Below are 17,775 nucleotides of genomic sequence, written 5' to 3' on the forward strand. Positions count from 1 at the left end.
GCCGCTTGGCATCCGCGGCGGCAGCACGCGCCGCCGGGCAATGAGGAAGCGCAGCATGACCGGTCCTGTGCGGTTCGAGGTCGCCGGGGGCATCGCCCTCGCCACCATCGCCAATCCGCCGGTCAATGCGCTCTCCGCCGCGCTCCGCGCCGCGCTGGCCGAGGCGGTTACACGGGCGGCCGGCGACCCCGCCATCCATGCGCTGGTCATCGCCGCGGAGGGGCGCACCTGGATCGCGGGCGCCGACATATCCGAATTCGGAAAGCCGCCGGCTTCGCCCACCCTCGCCGAATTGATCGCGCTGCTGGATGGCTGCCCGAAGCCGGTGGTCGCCGCGATCCACGCGGCCTGCCTGGGAGGCGGGCTGGAGGTGGCGATGGCCTGCACGGCGCGGCTGGCCGGCCCCGCGGCGAAGCTCGGCTTGCCGGAGGTGAAGCTCGGCCTGCTGCCCGGCAGCGGCGGCACGCAGCGGGCGCCGCGGCTGATGGGGGCCGCGGCGGCGCTCAGGCTGATGGCGCAGGGCGATCCGCTGGATGCGAAGGCCGCGGTCGCGGTGGGGCTGGCCGATGCGGTGGAGCCGGGCGACCTGGTTGCAGCCGCGCGGGCGCATGCGGCGAAGCTGGCGGCGGGGCCGCTGCCGAAGCCGGTCTCGCAGCGCGACGGCGGCCTCGGCGCGCGCGACGACTTCGAGAAGGAAGCGTCCGCACTGTCGAAGCGTGCCGCCACGGAACCGCAGGTCGCCGCCATGATCGCCTGCGTCCGCGCCGCCTTCGAAAAGCCCTTCGCGGATGCCGTCGCGGACGAACGAAAGGCCTTCCTCGACCTGCTGCAGGACCCGCGCAGCAAGGCGCTGCGCCACGTCTTCTTCGCCGAGCGCGAGGCGGCGAAGATCGCCAACATCCCCGAGGGCACGAAGCCGCGGAAGGTGGAGCGCGCGGCGGTGCTCGGCGCCGGCACGATGGGTGCGGGCATCGCGATGTGCTTCGCCAATGCCGGCATTCCCGTGCGCGTGATCGAGACGGATGAGGCCGCGATGACGCGCGGCCTGGACCGCATCCGCGCCACCTATGAGGCCAGCGTGAAGCGCGGCAGCCTGGCGCCCGAAAGGCGCGACGCGCGCATGGCGTTGATCGAGGGCGCGGTCGGGCTGGAGGCCGCGAAGGACGCCGACCTGATCGTCGAGGCCGTGTTCGAGGAGATGGGCCTGAAGAAGCAGGTCTTCGCCACGCTCGACAAGGTCGCGAAGCCCGGCGCGATCATCGCCTCCAACACCTCCTATCTCGACATCGACGACATGGCGGCGGCGACGAACCGCCCGGGCGATGTCCTGGGCATGCATTTCTTCTCGCCGGCGAATGTCATGCGCCTGCTGGAAGTGGTGCGGGCGAAGGACACCGCGCCGGACGCGCTGGCGACGGCGGCTGAGATCGGCCGCAGGCTCGGCAAGGTGCCCGTTGTCGTCGGCGTGTGCTTCGGCTTCGTCGGCAACCGGATGCTGGCGCGGCGCACGCAGCAGGTGGAGCGCCTGCTGCTGGAAGGCGCGCTGCCGCAGCAGGTGGACAAGGCGCTGACCGATTTCGGCTTCCGCATGGGGCCGTGTGCGATGGGCGACCTGGCCGGGCTCGATATCGGCTGGCGCATCCGCAAGGCGACCGGCAAGCGCGCGCCGGTGGCCGATGCGCTGGTGGAGGCCGGGCGGCTCGGCCAGAAGACGGGCAAGGGGTACTACCTGTATCCCGAAGGCGCGCGCGCCGGCGTGCCCGATCCGGATGTTGCGGCGCTGATCGAGAAGGTCGCCGCGCAGGAAGGCGTGACCCGCCGCGCGATCGGCCAGGAGGAAATCCTGGACCGCCTGCTGCTGCCGATGGTGAACGAGGGGGCGCGCATCCTGGAGGAAGGCGTCGCAGCAAGGCCCGGCGACATCGATGTGGTCTGGCTGCACGGCTACAACTGGCCTGCCTGGCGCGGCGGCCCGATGCACTGGGCCGATGCGCGCGGGCTGAAGGACGTCTTCGCGCGGCTGACGGAGCTCGCGCGCCAGACCGGCGACGAGAGCCTGGCGCCGGCGCCGCTGCTGGCGACGCTCGTCGCCGAGGATCGGGGCTTCGCGAGCCTGCGATGAACCGCCGCGTGGCGCATCCCTGGGAGGCGAGCTACCCGCCGGAATGCCGCTGGGATGCGCCGATCGCGCAGGGCACGCTGCCAGCCTTCCTGGACGAGGTCGCCGCGCGCTACGGCGATGCGCCGGCGCTGGAATACCGCGGCGTTGTGCTCAGCTACACGGAGGTGAAGCGGCTGTCCGATCGCGTGGCGGCGGCGCTGATGGCCATGGGCATCGGGCGCGGTGATTGCGTCGCGCTCTACCTGCCCAATACGCCGTGGCATCCGATCTGCTTCTTTGCCGCGCTGCGCACCGGCGCGCGCGTGACGCATCTCTCGGCGCTCGATGCGAAGCGGGAGATTGCGCACAAGGCGCGCGATTCAGGTTCGACGCTGCTGATTACCACGGGCTTCGCGCCGCTACTGGCGAATGCGGAATGGCTGCTCGCGGACGGCGCCGTGCGGCGCGTGCTGCTGGCGCCCGAGGCACGCTGGGGCGGTGAGGATGTTTCGAACGACTTCCCGCGGCTGCCGGAAGCGGAGCCGCCGCAATCCTGGCCCGTCATCGCGCCCGGCGATCTCGCGCTGCTGCAGTACACCGGCGGCACCACCGGCACGCCGAAGGGGGCGATGCTGACGCATGGCAACCTCACCGCCGCGGTCGGCATCTACAAGGCGTGGCGCGACCGCACGACGATTCCGGAAGGGCAGGGGCGCTGCCTGGTGCTGCTGCCGCTGTTCCACATCTTCGCGCTGACCGCCGTGCTGCTGCGGCAGATGTCGGAAGGCCATCTCTGCCACCTGCGCCCGCGCTTCGACGCCGCGCAGGCGGTGCAGGAGTTTCGGACGCTCGGCATCACCACCTTCTCCGGCGTGCCGACCATGTGGATCGGCATCCTCAACACGCCCGGCGTCACGCGGGAGCATTTCGCGACGCTGCGTCAGGTCTCCTCCGGCGGCGCGCCGATGCCGTTCGAGGTGCAGCAGAAGCTGGAGGCGCTGGTCGGCCTGCGCATCGGCGGCGGCTGGGGCATGACGGAGACCTGCCCCGCCGGCACGCGCCTGCCGCCCGATGCGCCGCGGCGCGCCGGCCTCATCGGCCTGCCGCTGCCCGGCATCGAGATGCGCATCGTCGACCCTGATAACCCCGCCGTGGAACGCCCCGTGGGCGAGGTCGGCGAGATGGCGGTGCGCGGGCCGAACGTCTTCTCCGGCTACTGGAACCGTCCTGCCGAAGAGAATGCGCGCTGCTTCGCCGAGGGCTGGTTCCTCACCGGCGACATGGGCTGGATGGACGAGCGCGGCTACTTCACGCTGGTGGATCGCCGCAAGAACATGATCCTGTCCGGCGGCTTCAACGTCTATCCCGCGCAGATCGAGCAGGCGATCTACGAACATCCGGACGTCGCCGAATGCATCGTCATCGGCGTGCCCGACGCCTATCGCGGCCAGGCGGCGAAGGCCTATGTGGCATTGAAGCAGGGCGCGCGCGGCCTCACGCTGGAGGAGCTGCGCGGCTTCCTCGCCGATCGGCTCGGCAAGCACGAGATGCCGGCGGCGCTGGAACTGCGCGAAAGCCTGCCGCGCAGCGCCGCCGGCAAGCTGCTGGCCAGCGCGCTGCGCGACGAGAACAGGGAGTAGAGGCCATGGAACTGCGCTACACCGCCGAGGAGATCGCCTTCCGCGACGAGCTGCGGCAGTTCTTCCGCACGCAGATTCCCGCCGAGATCCGCCGCAAGGTCAGCGAAGGCCGCGCCCTGGCTCGGGCAGACTACGTCACGTCCCAGAAGATCCTGCATGCGGCGGGGCTGGCGACGCCGAACTGGCCGGTGGAATGGGGCGGCAAGGACTGGTCGCCGGTGCAGCGCTACATCTTCGTGGAGGAGCTGCAGGCCAATGCCGTGCCGCAGCCGCTCGGCTTCAATGTGACCATGGTCGGCCCGGTCATCGCCACCTTCGGCAGCGAGGACCAGAAGCGCCGCTTCCTGCCGGGCACGGCCAGCCTCGACATCTGGTGGGCGCAGGGGTTTTCCGAGCCCGGCGCCGGGTCCGACCTCGCCAGCCTGAAGACGACGGCGCGGCGCGAGGGCGAGCATTTCATCGTCAACGGCCAGAAGACCTGGACAACCCTCGGCCAGTATGCCGACTGGATTTTCTGTCTCGTCCGCACCGATCCCGCAGCCAAGAAGCAGCAGGGTATTTCCTTCGTTCTCATCGACATGAAGACGCCCGGCATCACCGTGCGGCCCATCATCACCATCGATGGCGGGCATGAGGTGAACGAGGTCTTCTTCGACGAGGTGAAGGTGCCCGCGGAGAACCTGGTCGGCGAGCTCAACAAGGGCTGGGACTACGCGAAGTTCCTGCTGTCCAACGAGCGCATCGGCATCGCGCGCATCGGCATGACCAAGGAACGCCTCGCGCGCGTGAAGCGCCTGGCGCAGGAGACGCCGGCGGGCGAGGGCACCGTCTGGGACGATCCCGATTTCCGCCGCCGCCTCGCCTGGTCCGAGATCGAGCTGAAGGCGCTGGAGATCACCCAGATGCGTGTGGTGGCCGCGCAACGCAGCCGTGCCGCCGACAAGCCGGACCCCTCCAGCTCCATCCTCAAGATCAAGGGCAGCGAGATCCAGCAGCAGGCGACGCAGCTTCTGATGGATGTTGCCGGCCCCTACGCCGCGCCGCGGCCCGATCGCAACGAGGACGGGCTGAACCTGCCCTCCGTCGGGCCGGAATGGGCGGATGCCGCGGCGCCGCTGTTCTTCAACTTCCGCAAGGTCTCGATCTACGGCGGCTCGAACGAGATCCAGCGCAACATCATCGCCAAGGCCTTTCTGGGCCTTTGAAGTGCGCGGCACTTGCCGCGGGCCCCATTCGGGGCCTCGCCGCGCAACTGCGCGGCGCCTGGCACCAAGTTTTGATTCGGGTTTGACCTGCCATGGATTTCGACCTCACCGACGAACAGCGCCTGCTGGCCGACAGCGTCAACCGCTTCGTCTCCGACCGCTACGGCGATTTCGAGAAGCGCAAGGCGTATCGCGCCGAGCCGCGCGGCTACGCCGCCGCCAACTGGTCAGCGATGGCGGAGATGGGCCTGCTCGCCCTGCCGCTGCCTGAGGAGGAAGGCGGCTTCGGCGGTGGTCCCGTCGAGACCATGCTGGTCATGGAGGCCATCGGCCGCGGCCTGGTGGTGGAGCCCTACCTCGCCACCGTCGTCCTCGGCCTCGGCCTGCTGCGGCGCGCCGGCGGGCAGCCGGACCTGCTCGCACAGGTCGCGGCCGGCGAGGTCACGCTCGCCTTCGCGCATCAGGAACGCCAGGCACGCCACGACCTGCACGACATCGCCACCACCGCGCGACGCGACGGCGATGCCTATGTGCTGGACGGCGCGAAGGGGGTCGTGCTCGGCGGCGACACGGCGGATCGCATCATCGTCGCCGCGCGCCTCTCCGGCGCCCGGCGCGACCGCGCCGGCATCAGCCTTTTCCTGCTCGATCCCGCGACGCAGGGCGTCACCCGCCGCGGCTACGCCACGCAGGACGGTCTGCGCGCCGCCGAAATCGTGCTGGAAGGCGCCCGCGCCGCGCTGCTGGCCGAGGACGCGCTGCCGCTGATCGAGCTTGTCGTGGACGAAGCGATCGCCGCGCTCTGCGCCGAGGCGCTTGGCGCGATGGAGACGCTGCGCGACCTGACGGTCGACTACCTCAAGACCCGCCAGCAATTCGGCCGCGCCATCGGCGAGTTCCAGGCGCTGCAGCACCGCGCCGCGGACATGCTGGTTGCCACGGAGCAGGCGCGCAGCATGGCCATGTATGCCGCGATGATGGTGCAGGATTCCGATGCCGCCGCGCGCGCCACGGCCCTCTCGGCCGCCAAGGCGCTGATCGGCCGGCTGGCGGACCAGCTCGGCAAGGACGCGATCCAGCTGCATGGCGGTATCGCCATGACGGAGGAATACAAGGCCGGCCACTACTTCAAGCGGCTGGCAATGCTCAACCTGCTCTTCGGCGACACGGACCACCATCTGCGCCGCGTCGTGGCGGCGGGTGGCCTGCCGGAGTAACGATTCGGCAGCGGCTGCAACGGTTGCGCAGAACACAGCGCCTGTCTGGTCGCAGACCCGTGACAACGAGGGCAGCGACCCGGTCTCGCATCGGTTTTTCTGGACGAATGGCCAAGTTGTTGATGTGAAATTTCGATGTCAGTCCGAGGCGTCTTTACTTTCGTTAATCAAGTCTCTTTATCCTGATCGATGCGAGCAGTACCGCGATCCGGGCTATGGGCCCGGCGCCTCGCCCGATTGGGGACACGGAGAGACATGCCCGACGGCCTTGTCCAGGCCCAGGCTATCCAGGCGCGCGCGCCGCGCCAGAGTGCCGCGCTGCCGATCCTCGGCGCCGGCGGTGCGTTGCGCGTGGTGCTGATCACCAGCCGGGAGACGCGGCGCTGGGTGATCCCCAAGGGCTGGATCGAGCCGCGCGAGGCGCCCAGCCGCAGCGCCGCGCGCGAGGCCTTCGAGGAGGCCGGCCTGGCCGGGGAGGCCGAGGCCGATCCCATCGGCAGCTATGCCTATGCCAAGCGCCTCGCCGGCGGCGCCGTGCGCCCGACCGAGGTGCTGGTCTTCCGCTATCGCGTGGCGCGGCTCCTGCACGACTGGCCCGAGAAGCGCGAGCGGGAGCGCAAGCTCTTCACGCCGGAAGCCGCGGCGGGCCTGGTGAAGGAACCCGGCCTCGCCGAGCTGCTGCGCAGCCTGCGCGGCGCCTGATCAGGGCGCGACGAAGCCGTCCGGCGTGATGCCTCGCGGCTTCACCAGGTCGTAGGGGCCGCGCGGCAGGTAGCGCCCGGTGCCCGGCTCGGCCTGCACCTTCCCGTCGCGCATCACCACCTCGCCCCGGCGGATGGTTGTGACGGGCCAGCCCGTCACCTCCAGCCCCTCATAGGGCGTGTAGTCGATGGCGTGCTGCATCACGGCGTTGGTGAGCGTGACCTTCCTCGCGGGATCCCACAGCACCAGGTCCGCGTCGCTGCCGGGCTGGATCACGCCCTTCCTGGGATAGAGGCCCATGATCCGCGCCGGATTGGTCGCGGTGAGCTTCACGAACTCCTCCAGCGCGATGCGCCCCTTCGCCACGCCCTCGCTGAACACGATGGGCAGCCGCGCCGCCAGCCCGGGAATGCCGTTCGGGATCTTCTCAAACGACGCATCGCGCCCGGCCACCGCCTTGCCGCGATCGGTCCCGAAGGTGAAGCCGCAATGGTCGGAGGAGACGACGTCGAGCGTGCCGCGGCGGATCATCTCCCAGATCCGCAGATGCTCCGCCGTGTCGCGCGGCGCCGGCGAGCACATGAACTTCGCGCCCTCGAAGCCGGGGCGATCCATGTCGGCTGCGGTCAGCGTGACGTATTGCGGGCAGGTCTCGCCCCACACCTTCAGCCCGCGCGCCTGGGCGCGCGCGATCTCCTCGGCCGCGTCCTCGCAGGACACATGGAAGACCTGGATCGGCTGGTCCACCAGCTCGGCGAGTGCGATGGCGCGGTGCGTGGCCTCCCTCTCCACCACGCGCGGCCGCGACCAGGCATGGTATTTCGGCCCGGTCATCCCGGCGGCCAGCAGCGCCTGGGTGCGCCAGTTGATCGCGTCGTAGTTCTCGCAATGCACGGTGACGAGGCAGCCGTTGCGGCGCGCGGTCAGCAGCACCTTGATGTATTCGGCGTCGTTCAGGTGCAGCGGCTCATACGTCAGAAAAACCTTGAGGCTCCGCACGCCCTCCGCGACCAGCTGCGGCACCTCCTCGTTCAGCACGGCGTCGGTGGGGTCGCTGATGATCTGGTGGAAGGCGTGGTCCAGCATCCCCGTGGCGGCGCGCTTGCGGTAGTCGCGATAGCGCTCCAGGACGCCATGCCCCTTCCACTGCGGGATGAAGCACACCACGCTGGTCGTGCCGCCGGCAAAGGCGGAGGTGGAGGCGGTGACGAAGCTCTCCTCGTTCACGGTGAGCTGCGGCGCGCCATCGGATTTCGCATAGCCGCCGAGGGAGGGCTCCTCGATGTGGCAGTGGCTGTCCACGCCGCCGGGCACCACGTAGAGCCCGCCGGCGTCCAGCACCTGCGCCGCGTCCGTGATGGTCTCGGCCAGCGCGGCGATGCGCCCGTCCTTCACGCCGATGTCGCAGCGCGTCGCGCCGAAGGCGGTGGCGACCAGGCCGCCGCGGATTGCGATGTCGTATGCGGCCATGTCCCGTCTCCTATCTGCGATCCGCGGCGTCGCTGGCGAAGGCGCGACCGTAGCGCGCCTCCAGCCGCCGCTGCACCAGTTCCCAGCAGGTCGTCATCACCAGGTACCAGCAGGCCGCGGCGATGAAGAGCTCCAGGACCATGAACTTCTCCTGGATCAGGATCTGCGTCCGCCGCAGCAGCTCCTCCATCGAGATCACGCTGGCGACGGAGGTGGTCTTCAGCAGCCCGTTCACGGAATTGCCGAGCGGCGGGATGATGATGCGCAGCGCCTGCGGCCAGGTGATGGTGCGGAACACCTGCACCTTGGACAGGCCGAGCGCCGTGCCCGCCTCCTTCTGCCCCTTGCCGACCGCCAGGATGCCCGCGCGCACGATCTCGGAGAGGTAGGCGGCCTCGTTGAGCGAAAGGCCAAGCAGCGCGGCCTGGGTCACGCTGAAGCGGATGCCGAACAGCGGCAGCCCCGTGTAGATGATGAGCAACTGCACCAGCAGCGGCGTGCCGCGGAACAGCCAGCAATAGCCCGCGGCGATGGCGGAAACTGCACGATTGCCCGACAGCCGCATCAGCGCCAGCGCGACGCCGAGCACCAGGCCGAAGGCGAGCGAGGCCGCAGTCAGCCACAGCGTCGTCAGCGCGCCTTCCAGCAGGAAGGGGTTGAAGAGGTAGTCGAAGAACCCCGACCAGGACCAGATATGAATCGCTGTTGCTCCAACTCGCTCCCTCCCCCGCGCCGGCGGGGGAGGGACCCAGGCTTACTGCGGGCCGACGATGGCGAAGGAGCGGTCCGCGATGCCGACACCGTACTTGTTGAACAGCGCATCCAGGCTGCCATCGGCCAGCATCTGCTGCAGCGCCCAGGACACCTGCTCGGCGAGCGGGCGGGAGCGGAAGGCCAGCGCCGCCGGCGCCGGGTTCAGCCCGTGCAGCACCCGCGGGAAGTCGCCACGCTGGTCGTATTCGGCGGCCACCGCGTCGATGCTCGTCACCCCCTGCACCTGGCCGGCGCGCAGCGCCTGGAAGGCCACGGCGAAGTTGTCGAAGGTGCGGATGTTGATCGCCGGCTTGCCGGCCGCGACGAGCTGCTGGCTGATGCCGCGCAGCGTGCGCTCCTCGAAGCCGCCGAGCTCGACGCCGATGGTCTTGCCGGCCAGGTCGTCCTGGCTGCGGATGTTGAGCGGATTGCCGCGCGCCGCGCTGATCGCGACCGCGTTGTTCTCGTAGCGGATCATCTGCATCATCCGCGCGCGTTCCTCGGTGAAGAAGATGCCGGTGTTGATCATGTCCCAGCGGCGCGCCGCCAGGCCCGGGATCATCGCGCTGAACTCGATGCGCACATATTCCGGCGTCAGGCACAGGCGCTTCGCGATCTCGTTGCCGAGCTCGATGCGCATGCCCTGCAGCTGGCCCTGCGCGTTGACGAACTGCAGCGGCGGCAGCGTCGGGTTGGTGGACATCACCAGCGTGCCGGGCTTGACCAGCTCCGCGGCCGGGATCGGCGCCGGGCAGGTCTGCGCCAGCGCCGCGGCGGGCGCGAAGGCGATGGCCGCGATCGCGGCGATGAGATGACGACGCATGTGAAACGCTCCCTTGGTTAGGCGGCCTGGCGTGCCGCTTCGGACAGCAGGCCCAGTGATTGCAGCACGCCGGCCAGCGCCGGAATGTCCTCGCCCGGCAGGGGCAGGCGCGGCGGGCGCGGATCGCCCATCGCCATGCCCATCAGCCGGAACCCCGCCTTGGTGCCGGAGACGTAGCGCGGTCCGCCCACCCAGGGCAGCAGCGGCGCCAGCCTGCGGTACAGCGCCAGCGCGCGATCCATGTCCTTGTCGAAGGCGGCGGCGTGGAACATCTCGGTGGAGAGCTTCGGCGCGAGGTTGCTGCACACCGCCACCCAGCCGATGGCGCCGAGCCACGCGCTTTCGTACCCCAGCACGCCCGCGAACACCTCCATCCGATCGCCGCAGAGCGCCACGATGTCGCGCACGCGCGTGACCTCCAGCGTGCTCTCCTTCACGTAGCGGCAGTTCGGGATGCGGCTGATCTCGGCCAGCATCGCCGGAGTCATGTCGACATTCGCCGTCGCTGGGTTGTTGTAGACCATGATCGGGATGCCGATGGCCTTGGCCACGGTATCGTAGTGGTGCACCAGTTCCTTCAGCGTCGGCACGGAGTAGAAGGGCGGGATGATCATCACGCCGTCCGCGCCGAGCGATTCGGCTTCCCTGCTGGTGCGCACCACCTCCCGCGTGTCCTCCGCGCCGGTGCCGATCAGCACGGGCACGCGCCCGCGCGCGCTGCGCACCACCGTCTCCACCACCGCGGTTCGTTCCTCCGGGGAGATCGAAAGAAACTCGCCGGTGGAGCCCAGCGGGATCAGGCCGCGGATGCCCTCGCGGATCTGGAACTCCACCAGGCGTTCCAGCGCCTTCAGGTCCACCGCCGCGCCATCCTCGGTGAAGGGCGTGACGAGGACCGTGTAGCAACCGCGGAACGGCTCCTGCCTGCCCTGCGAGGCCATCATCTTGCTCCCACCCCCGATGCTGCGATCATCAACCCTCTTTCGCGGATCGCATCAAGCCCGGCCATGCGGCTGACCCATCCCAGGATCACCCCGTCTGCCGATGCCGTGGGCATCAGCTTCGACGGCCGCCCGCTTTCCGCGCTGCCCGGTGAGACCGTGGCCGCCGCGCTCTCGGCCGCGGGCATCCTCGCGTACCGGCACACGCCGAGTGGCGCGCCGCGCGGTCTCTGGTGCGGCATGGGCGCCTGCTTCGACTGCCTGGTGACCATCGATGGCCGCGCCAACCAGCGCGCCTGCCTGGCGAAGGTCGCGCCGGGCATGGCGGTGGAAAGCGCCGCGCCAGCCGCGCCCGCGCCGCTGGCGCCGGAGCCGGATGCGGCCGCGGCGGAGATCGCGCCGGATGTGCTGGTGGTCGGCGCCGGGCCGGCGGGCCTCTCCGCCGCCATCGCCGCTGCCGAGGCAGGCTGTTCCGTGGCGGTGCTCGACGAGCGCGACGCGCCCGGCGGGCAATACCTGAAGCCGCTCGCCGCCAGCCACGCCCATGCCGCGCCGGACCGCCAGTTCCGCCAATCCGCGGCGATGCGCGCGCGGGCCGAGTCGGCGGGCGTGGCGTTCCATCACGGCGCGACGGTGTGGGGTGCCTTCGCCCCGGAGGAGCTTGGCGTGCTCGTCGGCGGGCGGAATGTCGTGGCGCGGCCGCGCCGCCTCATCCTCGCGCCGGGCGCTCATGAGCGTCCCGTGCCGATCCCCGGCTGGACCCTGCCGGGCGTGATGACCACCGGCGCCTTGCAGACGCTCGCGCGCGCCAACCGCGTCTCGCCGGGGCGGCGCGTGGTCGTGGCCGGCAACGGCCCGCTCAACCTGCAGCTTGCCTGCGAATTAGTGGAGGGCGGCGTCGAGGTCGTCGCCGTGCTGGAGGCGGCGCCGAAACCGGGCTTCCGGGCGTGGCGCGCGGCGGTGACGCTGGCCGCCCGCGCGCCGGACCTCGCCTGGGATGGCGTGCGCTATCTCGCCGTGCTGCGCCGCGCGGGCGTACCGGTGATCTGGGGCGCGGTGCCCGAGCGCATCCTGCCCGTGGCCGAGGGCCTCGCGCTGCACGTCGCGACGCCGCGCGGCATGCGCGCCTTCGCCGCCGACGTCGTCGCGCTCAACCTCGGCTTCCAGCCGGAGACCGGCCTCGCGCGCGCGCTCGGCTGCGCGCATCGCTTCACCGACAGCGGCATCGGGCGGCTGGAGACGGTGATCCAGCCGGACGGGCGCACAACGCTGGGGGCCGTCTTCGCCATCGGCGACGGCGCGCAGGTCGGCGGCGCGCGCATTGCGCTGGCGCGCGGGCGGCTTGCCGGCCTGGCCGCGGCGCGCGACCTCGGGCGCGCGGTCGCGCCGGATGCCGAGTTCGTCGCGGCGCTGGCCCGCGCAGAGGCGTTCCAGTCCGCGCTGTGGCGCCTGTTCGAAGTGCCCGGCTTCGACGCGGCGACGCTCGCCGAAGACACCATCGTCTGCCGCTGCGAGGAGGTGACCGCGGGCGCGCTGCGTTCGGCCATGGCGGAGGGTGCGTGTTCGCTCGCCTCGCTGAAGAAGGCGACGCGGGCGGGCATGGGGCGCTGCCAGGGGCGGATGTGCGGCGCCACCGTCGCGCGCCTCGCGGGCGCGGAGGATGAGCCCGACTGGGCCGCGCCACGTGCGCCGATCAAGCCGGTGCCGGCGATGGCGCTGGCGATGGAGAAGCCCGAGTGGACCGAGGCGCCGGGGTTCGAGGCATTCTCCCTCCCCCGGAATGCGGGCGAGGCTCGGGGTGTGGGCGGCGCAACCGCCGAGACGACCTGCGACCTCCTCGTGATCGGCGCCGGCATCATCGGCCTCGCCATCGCCCGCGCCGCGGCGCGCGAGGGTCTGCACGTGATCGCCGTGGATCGCGGCGAGCCGGGGCAGGGCGCCTCCACCGCCAATGCCGGCAGCCTGCACGTGCAGCTGCACGCCTATGACAGCGCCGGCGCCGCGGAGGGGCCGGAGAGCGCGGCTGCACAGATCCTCGCTCTCGGCCCGCGTTCCGTTGCGCTGTGGCACGACATCGCGCGCGAATCCGGCGAGGCGCTGGCCATCCGAATCGCCGGCGGCCTGATGCTGGCGGAGAGCGATGCGCAGCTTGGCGCGCTCGCCGACAAGGTCGCCATTGAGCGCGACTTCGGCGTGACCTCCTCGCTGCTCGGCGCCAATGAGCTCTACGCCACCGCGCCCTGGCTCGCCCCGGGCTTCGCCGGCGCCGCCTTCTGCGCGGAGGAAGGGCAGATGGACCCGCTGCGCGGGCTTTCCGCGATGCTCCGCCTGGCGCGCGCCGCCGGCGCCGAGATCCGCGGCGCGACACCTATCGGCGCGCTCGCACGCGATGGCAGCAGGTTTCGCGCCGAGACACCGGCCGGCGTGATCCGCGCCGCGCGCGTGGTCAACGCCGCCGGTCCCTGGGCAGGGCAGATCGCGGCGATGCTCGGCGCGCCGATCCCGGTGCGCGCGACGGTGCAGCAGGTGATTGCGACCGAAGCCGCGGCGACGGAGCTGCTGCGTCCGCTGGTCCTGCATGCGGGCCGGCATCTCTCGCTGAAGCAGGGCGATGGCGGCCATCTGATCCTCGGCGGCGCCTGGCCGGGCGCGCTGGATGCCATGGGCCGGCCGCGCAATCTGCGCAGCAGCATCGAGGGCAATCTCTGGGTCGCGCGCAGCGTGCTGCCCGCGATCTCCGGCCTGCATGTGATCCGCGCCTGGACGGGGTTGAACGTGCTGATCCCGGGCCCGATCCTCGGCGCCGATCCGCGCGTGCCGGGTCTGTTCCACGCCGTCACCTTCAACGGCTGGACGCTGGCGCCGGTGATCGCGGAGCTGATCGCGGAGGCGCTGCGCGGCGGCAAGGGGCCGCCGTCGGTGTTCTCGCCGGGCTCCTACGCGACGCGGTCGTAGACCAGGTGCAGCGCGCCGCCGCTGCGCGGCGTGCTGCTGCGCAACGCGAAGCGTGTCTCCGGCGTGCCCTCCGGGAACAGGAGCGGGCCGCAGCCGAGCACGACCGGCAGCACCGCCACCTCCAGCACGTCGAGCCGGCCGATCTCCATGATCTGCCGGATCACCACCCCGCCACCTTCCACCCAGACGCGCCGGCAGCCGCGCGCCTCCAGCTCCGCGACGATCGCCGCCATCGCGCCGGTGCGTGCCTCGACAGCCGGCGGCGGATCGGGCAGCGAGCGGTTCGTGACGACGATGGTCGGCTTGGCCTCATAGGGCCAGTCGCCCATCCGCAGCACGGTGTCGTAGGTGCCGCGACCCATCAGGATGGCGTCGATCCCGGCGAAGAAGACATCCAGGCCGAACTCCTCCGGCGGCCCGGTCATCTCCAGCCAGTCCACCGAGCCATTCGCCCGCGCGATCCTGCCATCCAGGGACGCGGCGATGTGGCAGTGGAACACGGTCATCAGTGCAGCCGCGGCGCCTTCAGGAAGCTCGCGCGGTCGCTGCTGGTGATCGGCAACTCGAAGCGCCGCCCGTCGCGCTCGGCCGAGACGGTCACGCGCACGCCGGCCTGCCCGCAGGACCACAGGCTGCGCCACACGCCGGCGAGGTCCGACGCCTCATGCCCGTCGATGGCCAGGATGCGGTCGCCTGCGCGCAGCCCCGCGCGCTCCGCCGGCCCCTTGCTGGCGAGGGAGGCGATCACGACGCCTTCCTCCTGATCCGCCGCATAGACCCCGAGCCAGGGCCGCGCCGGCTTGTTCACCCGTCCGTATCGCAGCATGTCGTCCAGGATCGGATGCAGCAGCGCGACGGGGACGCACATGTTGAGGTCCATGCGCCGTCCGCGCTTGTCGCGGTGCTGCAGCACCAGGGAGCCGATGCCGAGCAGCTTGCCCTCCGGCCCGATCAGCGCCGCCCCGCCCCAGGAGGGATGCGCGGGCGCGGTGAACAGCGCCTCCTCCAGCAGGTATTCCCAGTAGCCCGCAAACGGCTCGCGCGCGACGATCGAGCAGGCCACCGCGCCCGCCTCGTCCGGTGCTGCTGCGGCTGCCAGAACGGTCTGCACGCCGGCCTCCGGCACCTCCGTCGGGCCGAGCGGCATCGCAGGCGTTTCCAGCCGGCCGAGCGCCTGCACCAGGCCGAACCCCGTCTCGAAGTCGGAGGCCAGCGCATGGCCCTGCACCACGCGGCCGCTGGCCGTGGTGATCCAGATGCTCTCGGCCTCGCTGACGAGGTAGCCGATGGTCAGCACCAGCCCATCCGCGCGGATCACGACGCCGGTGCCCTCGCGCTCCGTGCCCAGCGTGCGGGCCGAGAAGGCATCGGCCGGCACGCGCGACTTCAGCGCCACTACCGAGCCCAGCGCCGCCGGGAGGTCGTAGTCGTAGTCGGCCGGGTCGGGCCGCAGCTCCTCGGGGATGGTCCAGTCCTCGTCCGCCATCGGGCATCCTGCTTCCAGGACAACAACCTAGCCAAGACCTGCCCCCAGGCGGAAGCGGGGGTGGGGGCTCGCAACCCGGGCGTTCTATTCCGGCAGTTCCTCCAGCAGTTCCACCTGCCATTGCAACTCGGCTGGCGACAGGGTCCAGCTTCCTTCGACATTCGCCCGCACCGCCTTGGCACGGGGCACGCCGAGACTGACCTGCACCTCCTCAGCCAGTTCCGCCGTCCAGCCGGCGCGCCAGCACAAGGCCACGATGGCCCGCGGGCTGCGGAGCGCGAGCGCCGCCTCGATCCGGCCCGGGGGGTAGCCGGTGGCGGAGGTCAGGACCTCCGCCAAAGCGTCCCGGTCGCCGCTCCTCGCGGCGTCCCGTGCCGCGGCCTCGCTGGCGGCGGCGGCGGCCAGATGCGCCTCGATCCGCGGCTGCAGGGTTTCCGCCAGGCCCGCCGGCAGGTCGGGCCGCGCGGCAAGCGCCTGCAGCAGATGCGCCGCGATGATGGCGCCCAGCGCACGGGCGGCGCCGGGCGGCAGGCGTGGGCGACGCACCAGCGCGGCCTGCCAGGCGGCCTGGCCGGCCGATTGCTCCGCCAGGCGATCCAGCGTGGCTTCGCGGATCGCCGCGGAGGCATTGCCGAGCAGTGCCGCGATGGCCGGCGCGTCGGCGGTGGCGGCGATCGCTTCGGCCACCGGCTCCGCCAGCTGCGCGCGGCCGGCGACGATGCGCCGGGTGAAGGCGGCGGGCGGCGCGGCGACAAGCGCCAGCAGGTCCTCGTCGCGCAGCAGCGGCGACAGGCGCAGCACCGGGGCGGCGACATCCAGTTCGGTGTCCTGCGCCAGGCGCAGGATCAGCGTGCGCGGCGCATCCGGCAGCCCGGCGACCGCCTCGGAGAGGGCGGCGCGCACCGCCACCGCCGCATCCTCCACCAGCCGGGCCAGGATCGCGCCGGTCATGCGGCCGGGACGGCCCTGCGCCGGGGCATCGAGGCCGGGCGCGAGACGGCCGATGCGGCGTGCCAGCGCCTCCCGCACATCGGCCTCGGCATCCTCGACCAGCAGCAGGCCGGCCTGGGGCGGCGTCGCGCTGTTGGCGGCGACGGCGGCACGGACCTGCGGCGCCGGATCGGCGGCGAGCCAGGTCAGCAGTTCCGGTGCCGTCGTGGCATCCGCGGCCAGCGCGGCGCGTTCCGCGACGCTGCCCTGGCGTTCGCGCAGTGCCGCGTGGCTCACGCGGCGCGCCTTTCGCGCTTGCGGCTGTACATGGCGGCGTCGGCGCGGGCGAGCAGCACCTCCTCGGTCTCGCCGAGCGCCACTTCCGCCAGGCCGATGCTGGCCGCGACGGCCGCCTCGCCGGCATCAGGGAAGCCTACCAGCGGGCCGGGCACGCCGAGCGAGCCGCAGCGCGCCTGCGCCATGGCGGGCGTTGCCCCGGGCAGCCAGAGCGCGAATTCGTCGCCGCCGAGCCGCGCCGCCAGTTCGCCCGGCCTGAGCGCCTCCGACAGCCTTGCGGCCATGGCGCGGATCGCGGCATCGCCGGCGGCATGGCCATGGCGGTCGTTCACGCGCTTCAGCCCGTCCATGTCGAGATAGGCCAGGACACCCCTCGGCTGCCGCGCGCGGCCAGCCGCCAGGGCATCGGCGAAGCCGCGGCGGTTGAGCAGGCCGGTCAGCGGATCGGTGCGCGCGGCGCGCGCGAGTTCCTGCTGCCGTCCGGCCTCCGCATGCAGCCCGGCGAGGGAGGGGGCCAGTGCGAGCAGCAGCTCCGCCTCCTCCCGATCCGGCGGCGGATCGCGCCAGATGGCGAGGCGGAGGTCCGGCGCCACGGGCAGGGTGGCATCCGGCGGGCCGGACGGCGCGGTGGAGCCGGGCAGGATGTGCCAGCCCTCCAGCCCCGCCTCCAGCAGCGCGGCGCCGGAACAGCCGAGCGCCTGACAGATGCCTTCCAGCAGCTTCGCCAGCGCCGGCCCCGCCGCCCCTTCGCGCGCCCGGCCGCGCTCGGCCAGCACCAGCAGCCGCGCAAGCGCCGTCGTCCGTCGCAGCATCCGCGCGGTCGCGGCATCGCCGCGCTCCTCGGCCGTCACGTCGCGGGCCACACCGCGCAGGCCGCCGCTCTCCAGGGTGAAGGCGGTGATCTCGAGGCAGGCCTCCGACCCGTCGGCGCGGCGGAACCAGGCGCGGAAGCCGCGGGGCGGCGCGGCGGGGTCGAAGGGATCGAACACGGCTTCCGGCGCGAGCAACTGGCGCGCGGACTGGCCGAGCAGCGTCTCGGCGGCATGGCCGAGCACCTCCTCCGGCGCGACGAAGGTCAGGCGGCCCGCCGCATCCGTCTCGAACAGCAGGTCGGCGGCGAGCAGCGCCATGTCGCGCCAGCGGGCGCGGCTTTCGAGCAGGGCGGCGGAGAGAGGGTCGGCATGGACGGCGTTCATGCCGCCCATCCTGCGGCACGGCCCTGAACCGGTGGTTGACGCCGGGGCCATGCGCCGCG

At 71.9% G+C, this 17,775-nt stretch carries 14 protein-coding genes; 6 read left to right on the forward strand and 8 right to left on the reverse strand.

From position 1 onward, the window contains the following. Window positions 1-55 precede the first annotated feature (55 nt). From E4T13_RS02670 to E4T13_RS02690, 5 genes are all read left to right on the forward strand, one after another. Complete coding sequence (locus E4T13_RS02670) at window positions 56-2,122, forward strand: 3-hydroxyacyl-CoA dehydrogenase NAD-binding domain-containing protein (protein ID WP_137176688.1); 2,067 nt, start codon at window positions 56-58, stop codon at window positions 2,120-2,122. Continuing rightward, window positions 2,119-3,741 (forward strand): AMP-binding protein, encoded by a 1,623-nt coding sequence (locus E4T13_RS02675; protein ID WP_137176689.1) that lies wholly within the window; start codon window positions 2,119-2,121, stop codon window positions 3,739-3,741. The genes E4T13_RS02670 and E4T13_RS02675 overlap by 4 nt, the downstream gene beginning before the upstream one ends. 5 nt (window positions 3,742-3,746) lie before the next feature. Further along, a complete protein-coding gene (locus tag E4T13_RS02680; protein ID WP_137176690.1) occupies window positions 3,747-4,946 on the forward strand; it encodes an acyl-CoA dehydrogenase family protein in 1,200 nt (399 codons plus the stop codon). 92 nt (window positions 4,947-5,038) lie between these two features. Further along, a complete protein-coding gene (locus E4T13_RS02685) occupies window positions 5,039-6,163 on the forward strand; it encodes an acyl-CoA dehydrogenase family protein (RefSeq protein ID WP_137176691.1) in 1,125 nt (374 codons plus the stop codon). Window positions 6,164-6,418: 255 nt separating this feature from the next. Then, window positions 6,419-6,865 (forward strand): NUDIX hydrolase, encoded by a 447-nt coding sequence (locus tag E4T13_RS02690; protein ID WP_137176692.1) that lies wholly within the window; start codon window positions 6,419-6,421, stop codon window positions 6,863-6,865. Here the strand turns inward: E4T13_RS02690 and hydA are convergent, their stop codons facing one another. From hydA to E4T13_RS02710, 4 genes are read right to left on the reverse strand one after another with little or no spacing between them, the layout of a single operon-like run. Beyond that, window positions 6,866-8,335, reverse strand: coding sequence for a dihydropyrimidinase (gene hydA / locus E4T13_RS02695; protein ID WP_137176693.1), 1,470 nt, complete (start codon window positions 8,333-8,335; stop codon window positions 6,866-6,868). Window positions 8,336-8,345: 10 nt separating this feature from the next. After that, window positions 8,346-9,035: an amino acid ABC transporter permease gene (locus E4T13_RS02700; RefSeq protein WP_137176694.1), complete on the reverse strand. Its 690-nt coding sequence runs from the start codon at window positions 9,033-9,035 to the stop codon at window positions 8,346-8,348. A 54-nt stretch (window positions 9,036-9,089) separates the two neighbouring features. After that, a complete protein-coding gene (locus tag E4T13_RS02705; protein ID WP_137176695.1) occupies window positions 9,090-9,911 on the reverse strand; it encodes an ABC transporter substrate-binding protein in 822 nt (273 codons plus the stop codon). Window positions 9,912-9,928: 17 nt separating this feature from the next. Next, window positions 9,929-10,855, reverse strand: a complete 927-nt coding sequence (locus E4T13_RS02710) for a dihydrodipicolinate synthase family protein (protein ID WP_240790960.1) — start codon at window positions 10,853-10,855, stop codon at window positions 9,929-9,931. A 63-nt stretch (window positions 10,856-10,918) separates the two neighbouring features. Between E4T13_RS02710 and E4T13_RS02715 the strand changes: the two genes are divergently transcribed. Beyond that, on the forward strand, window positions 10,919-13,807 hold the full coding sequence (locus E4T13_RS02715; protein ID WP_137176696.1) for an FAD-dependent oxidoreductase: 2,889 nt from the start codon (window positions 10,919-10,921) through the stop codon (window positions 13,805-13,807). On the opposite strand, the gene E4T13_RS02720 is transcribed toward E4T13_RS02715, so the two are convergent. From E4T13_RS02720 to E4T13_RS02735, 4 genes are all read right to left on the reverse strand, one after another. Further along, entirely contained in the window at window positions 13,789-14,313 is a 525-nt protein-coding gene (locus E4T13_RS02720; protein ID WP_137176697.1) for a dihydrofolate reductase family protein, read from the reverse strand. The genes E4T13_RS02715 and E4T13_RS02720 overlap by 19 nt on opposite strands. Then, window positions 14,313-15,293 (reverse strand): S1C family serine protease, encoded by a 981-nt coding sequence (locus tag E4T13_RS02725; protein ID WP_137176698.1) that lies wholly within the window; start codon window positions 15,291-15,293, stop codon window positions 14,313-14,315. Before E4T13_RS02725 ends, E4T13_RS02720 begins: the two co-directional genes overlap by 1 nt. Before the next feature lie 84 nt (window positions 15,294-15,377). After that, on the reverse strand, window positions 15,378-16,520 hold the full coding sequence (locus E4T13_RS02730) for a DUF2336 domain-containing protein (protein WP_137176699.1): 1,143 nt from the start codon (window positions 16,518-16,520) through the stop codon (window positions 15,378-15,380). Beyond that, window positions 16,517-17,716, reverse strand: a complete 1,200-nt coding sequence (locus E4T13_RS02735; RefSeq protein WP_170984761.1) for a diguanylate cyclase — start codon at window positions 17,714-17,716, stop codon at window positions 16,517-16,519. Before E4T13_RS02735 ends, E4T13_RS02730 begins: the two co-directional genes overlap by 4 nt. Between the last annotated feature and the right edge of the window lie 59 nt (window positions 17,717-17,775).

This window comes from Roseomonas sp. AR75 (assembly GCF_005222815.1).
GTDB lineage: Bacteria > Pseudomonadota > Alphaproteobacteria > Acetobacterales > Acetobacteraceae > Falsiroseomonas.

Coding starts and splice junctions, on each gene's coding strand:
- E4T13_RS02710 (WP_240790960.1), bottom strand. CDS start 10,855: ATGATGGCCTCGCAGGGCAGGCAGGAGCCGTTCCGCGGTTGCTACACG.
- E4T13_RS02685 (WP_137176691.1), top strand. CDS start 5,039: ATGGATTTCGACCTCACCGACGAACAGCGCCTGCTGGCCGACAGCGTC.
- E4T13_RS02680 (WP_137176690.1), top strand. CDS start 3,747: ATGGAACTGCGCTACACCGCCGAGGAGATCGCCTTCCGCGACGAGCTG.
- E4T13_RS02690 (WP_137176692.1), top strand. CDS start 6,419: ATGCCCGACGGCCTTGTCCAGGCCCAGGCTATCCAGGCGCGCGCGCCG.
- E4T13_RS02670 (WP_137176688.1), top strand. CDS start 56: ATGACCGGTCCTGTGCGGTTCGAGGTCGCCGGGGGCATCGCCCTCGCC.
- hydA (WP_137176693.1), bottom strand. CDS start 8,335: ATGGCCGCATACGACATCGCAATCCGCGGCGGCCTGGTCGCCACCGCC.
- E4T13_RS02725 (WP_137176698.1), bottom strand. CDS start 15,293: ATGGCGGACGAGGACTGGACCATCCCCGAGGAGCTGCGGCCCGACCCG.
- E4T13_RS02705 (WP_137176695.1), bottom strand. CDS start 9,911: ATGCGTCGTCATCTCATCGCCGCGATCGCGGCCATCGCCTTCGCGCCC.
- E4T13_RS02720 (WP_137176697.1), bottom strand. CDS start 14,313: ATGACCGTGTTCCACTGCCACATCGCCGCGTCCCTGGATGGCAGGATC.
- E4T13_RS02735 (WP_170984761.1), bottom strand. CDS start 17,716: ATGAACGCCGTCCATGCCGACCCTCTCTCCGCCGCCCTGCTCGAAAGC.
- E4T13_RS02715 (WP_137176696.1), top strand. CDS start 10,919: ATGCGGCTGACCCATCCCAGGATCACCCCGTCTGCCGATGCCGTGGGC.
- E4T13_RS02675 (WP_137176689.1), top strand. CDS start 2,119: ATGAACCGCCGCGTGGCGCATCCCTGGGAGGCGAGCTACCCGCCGGAA.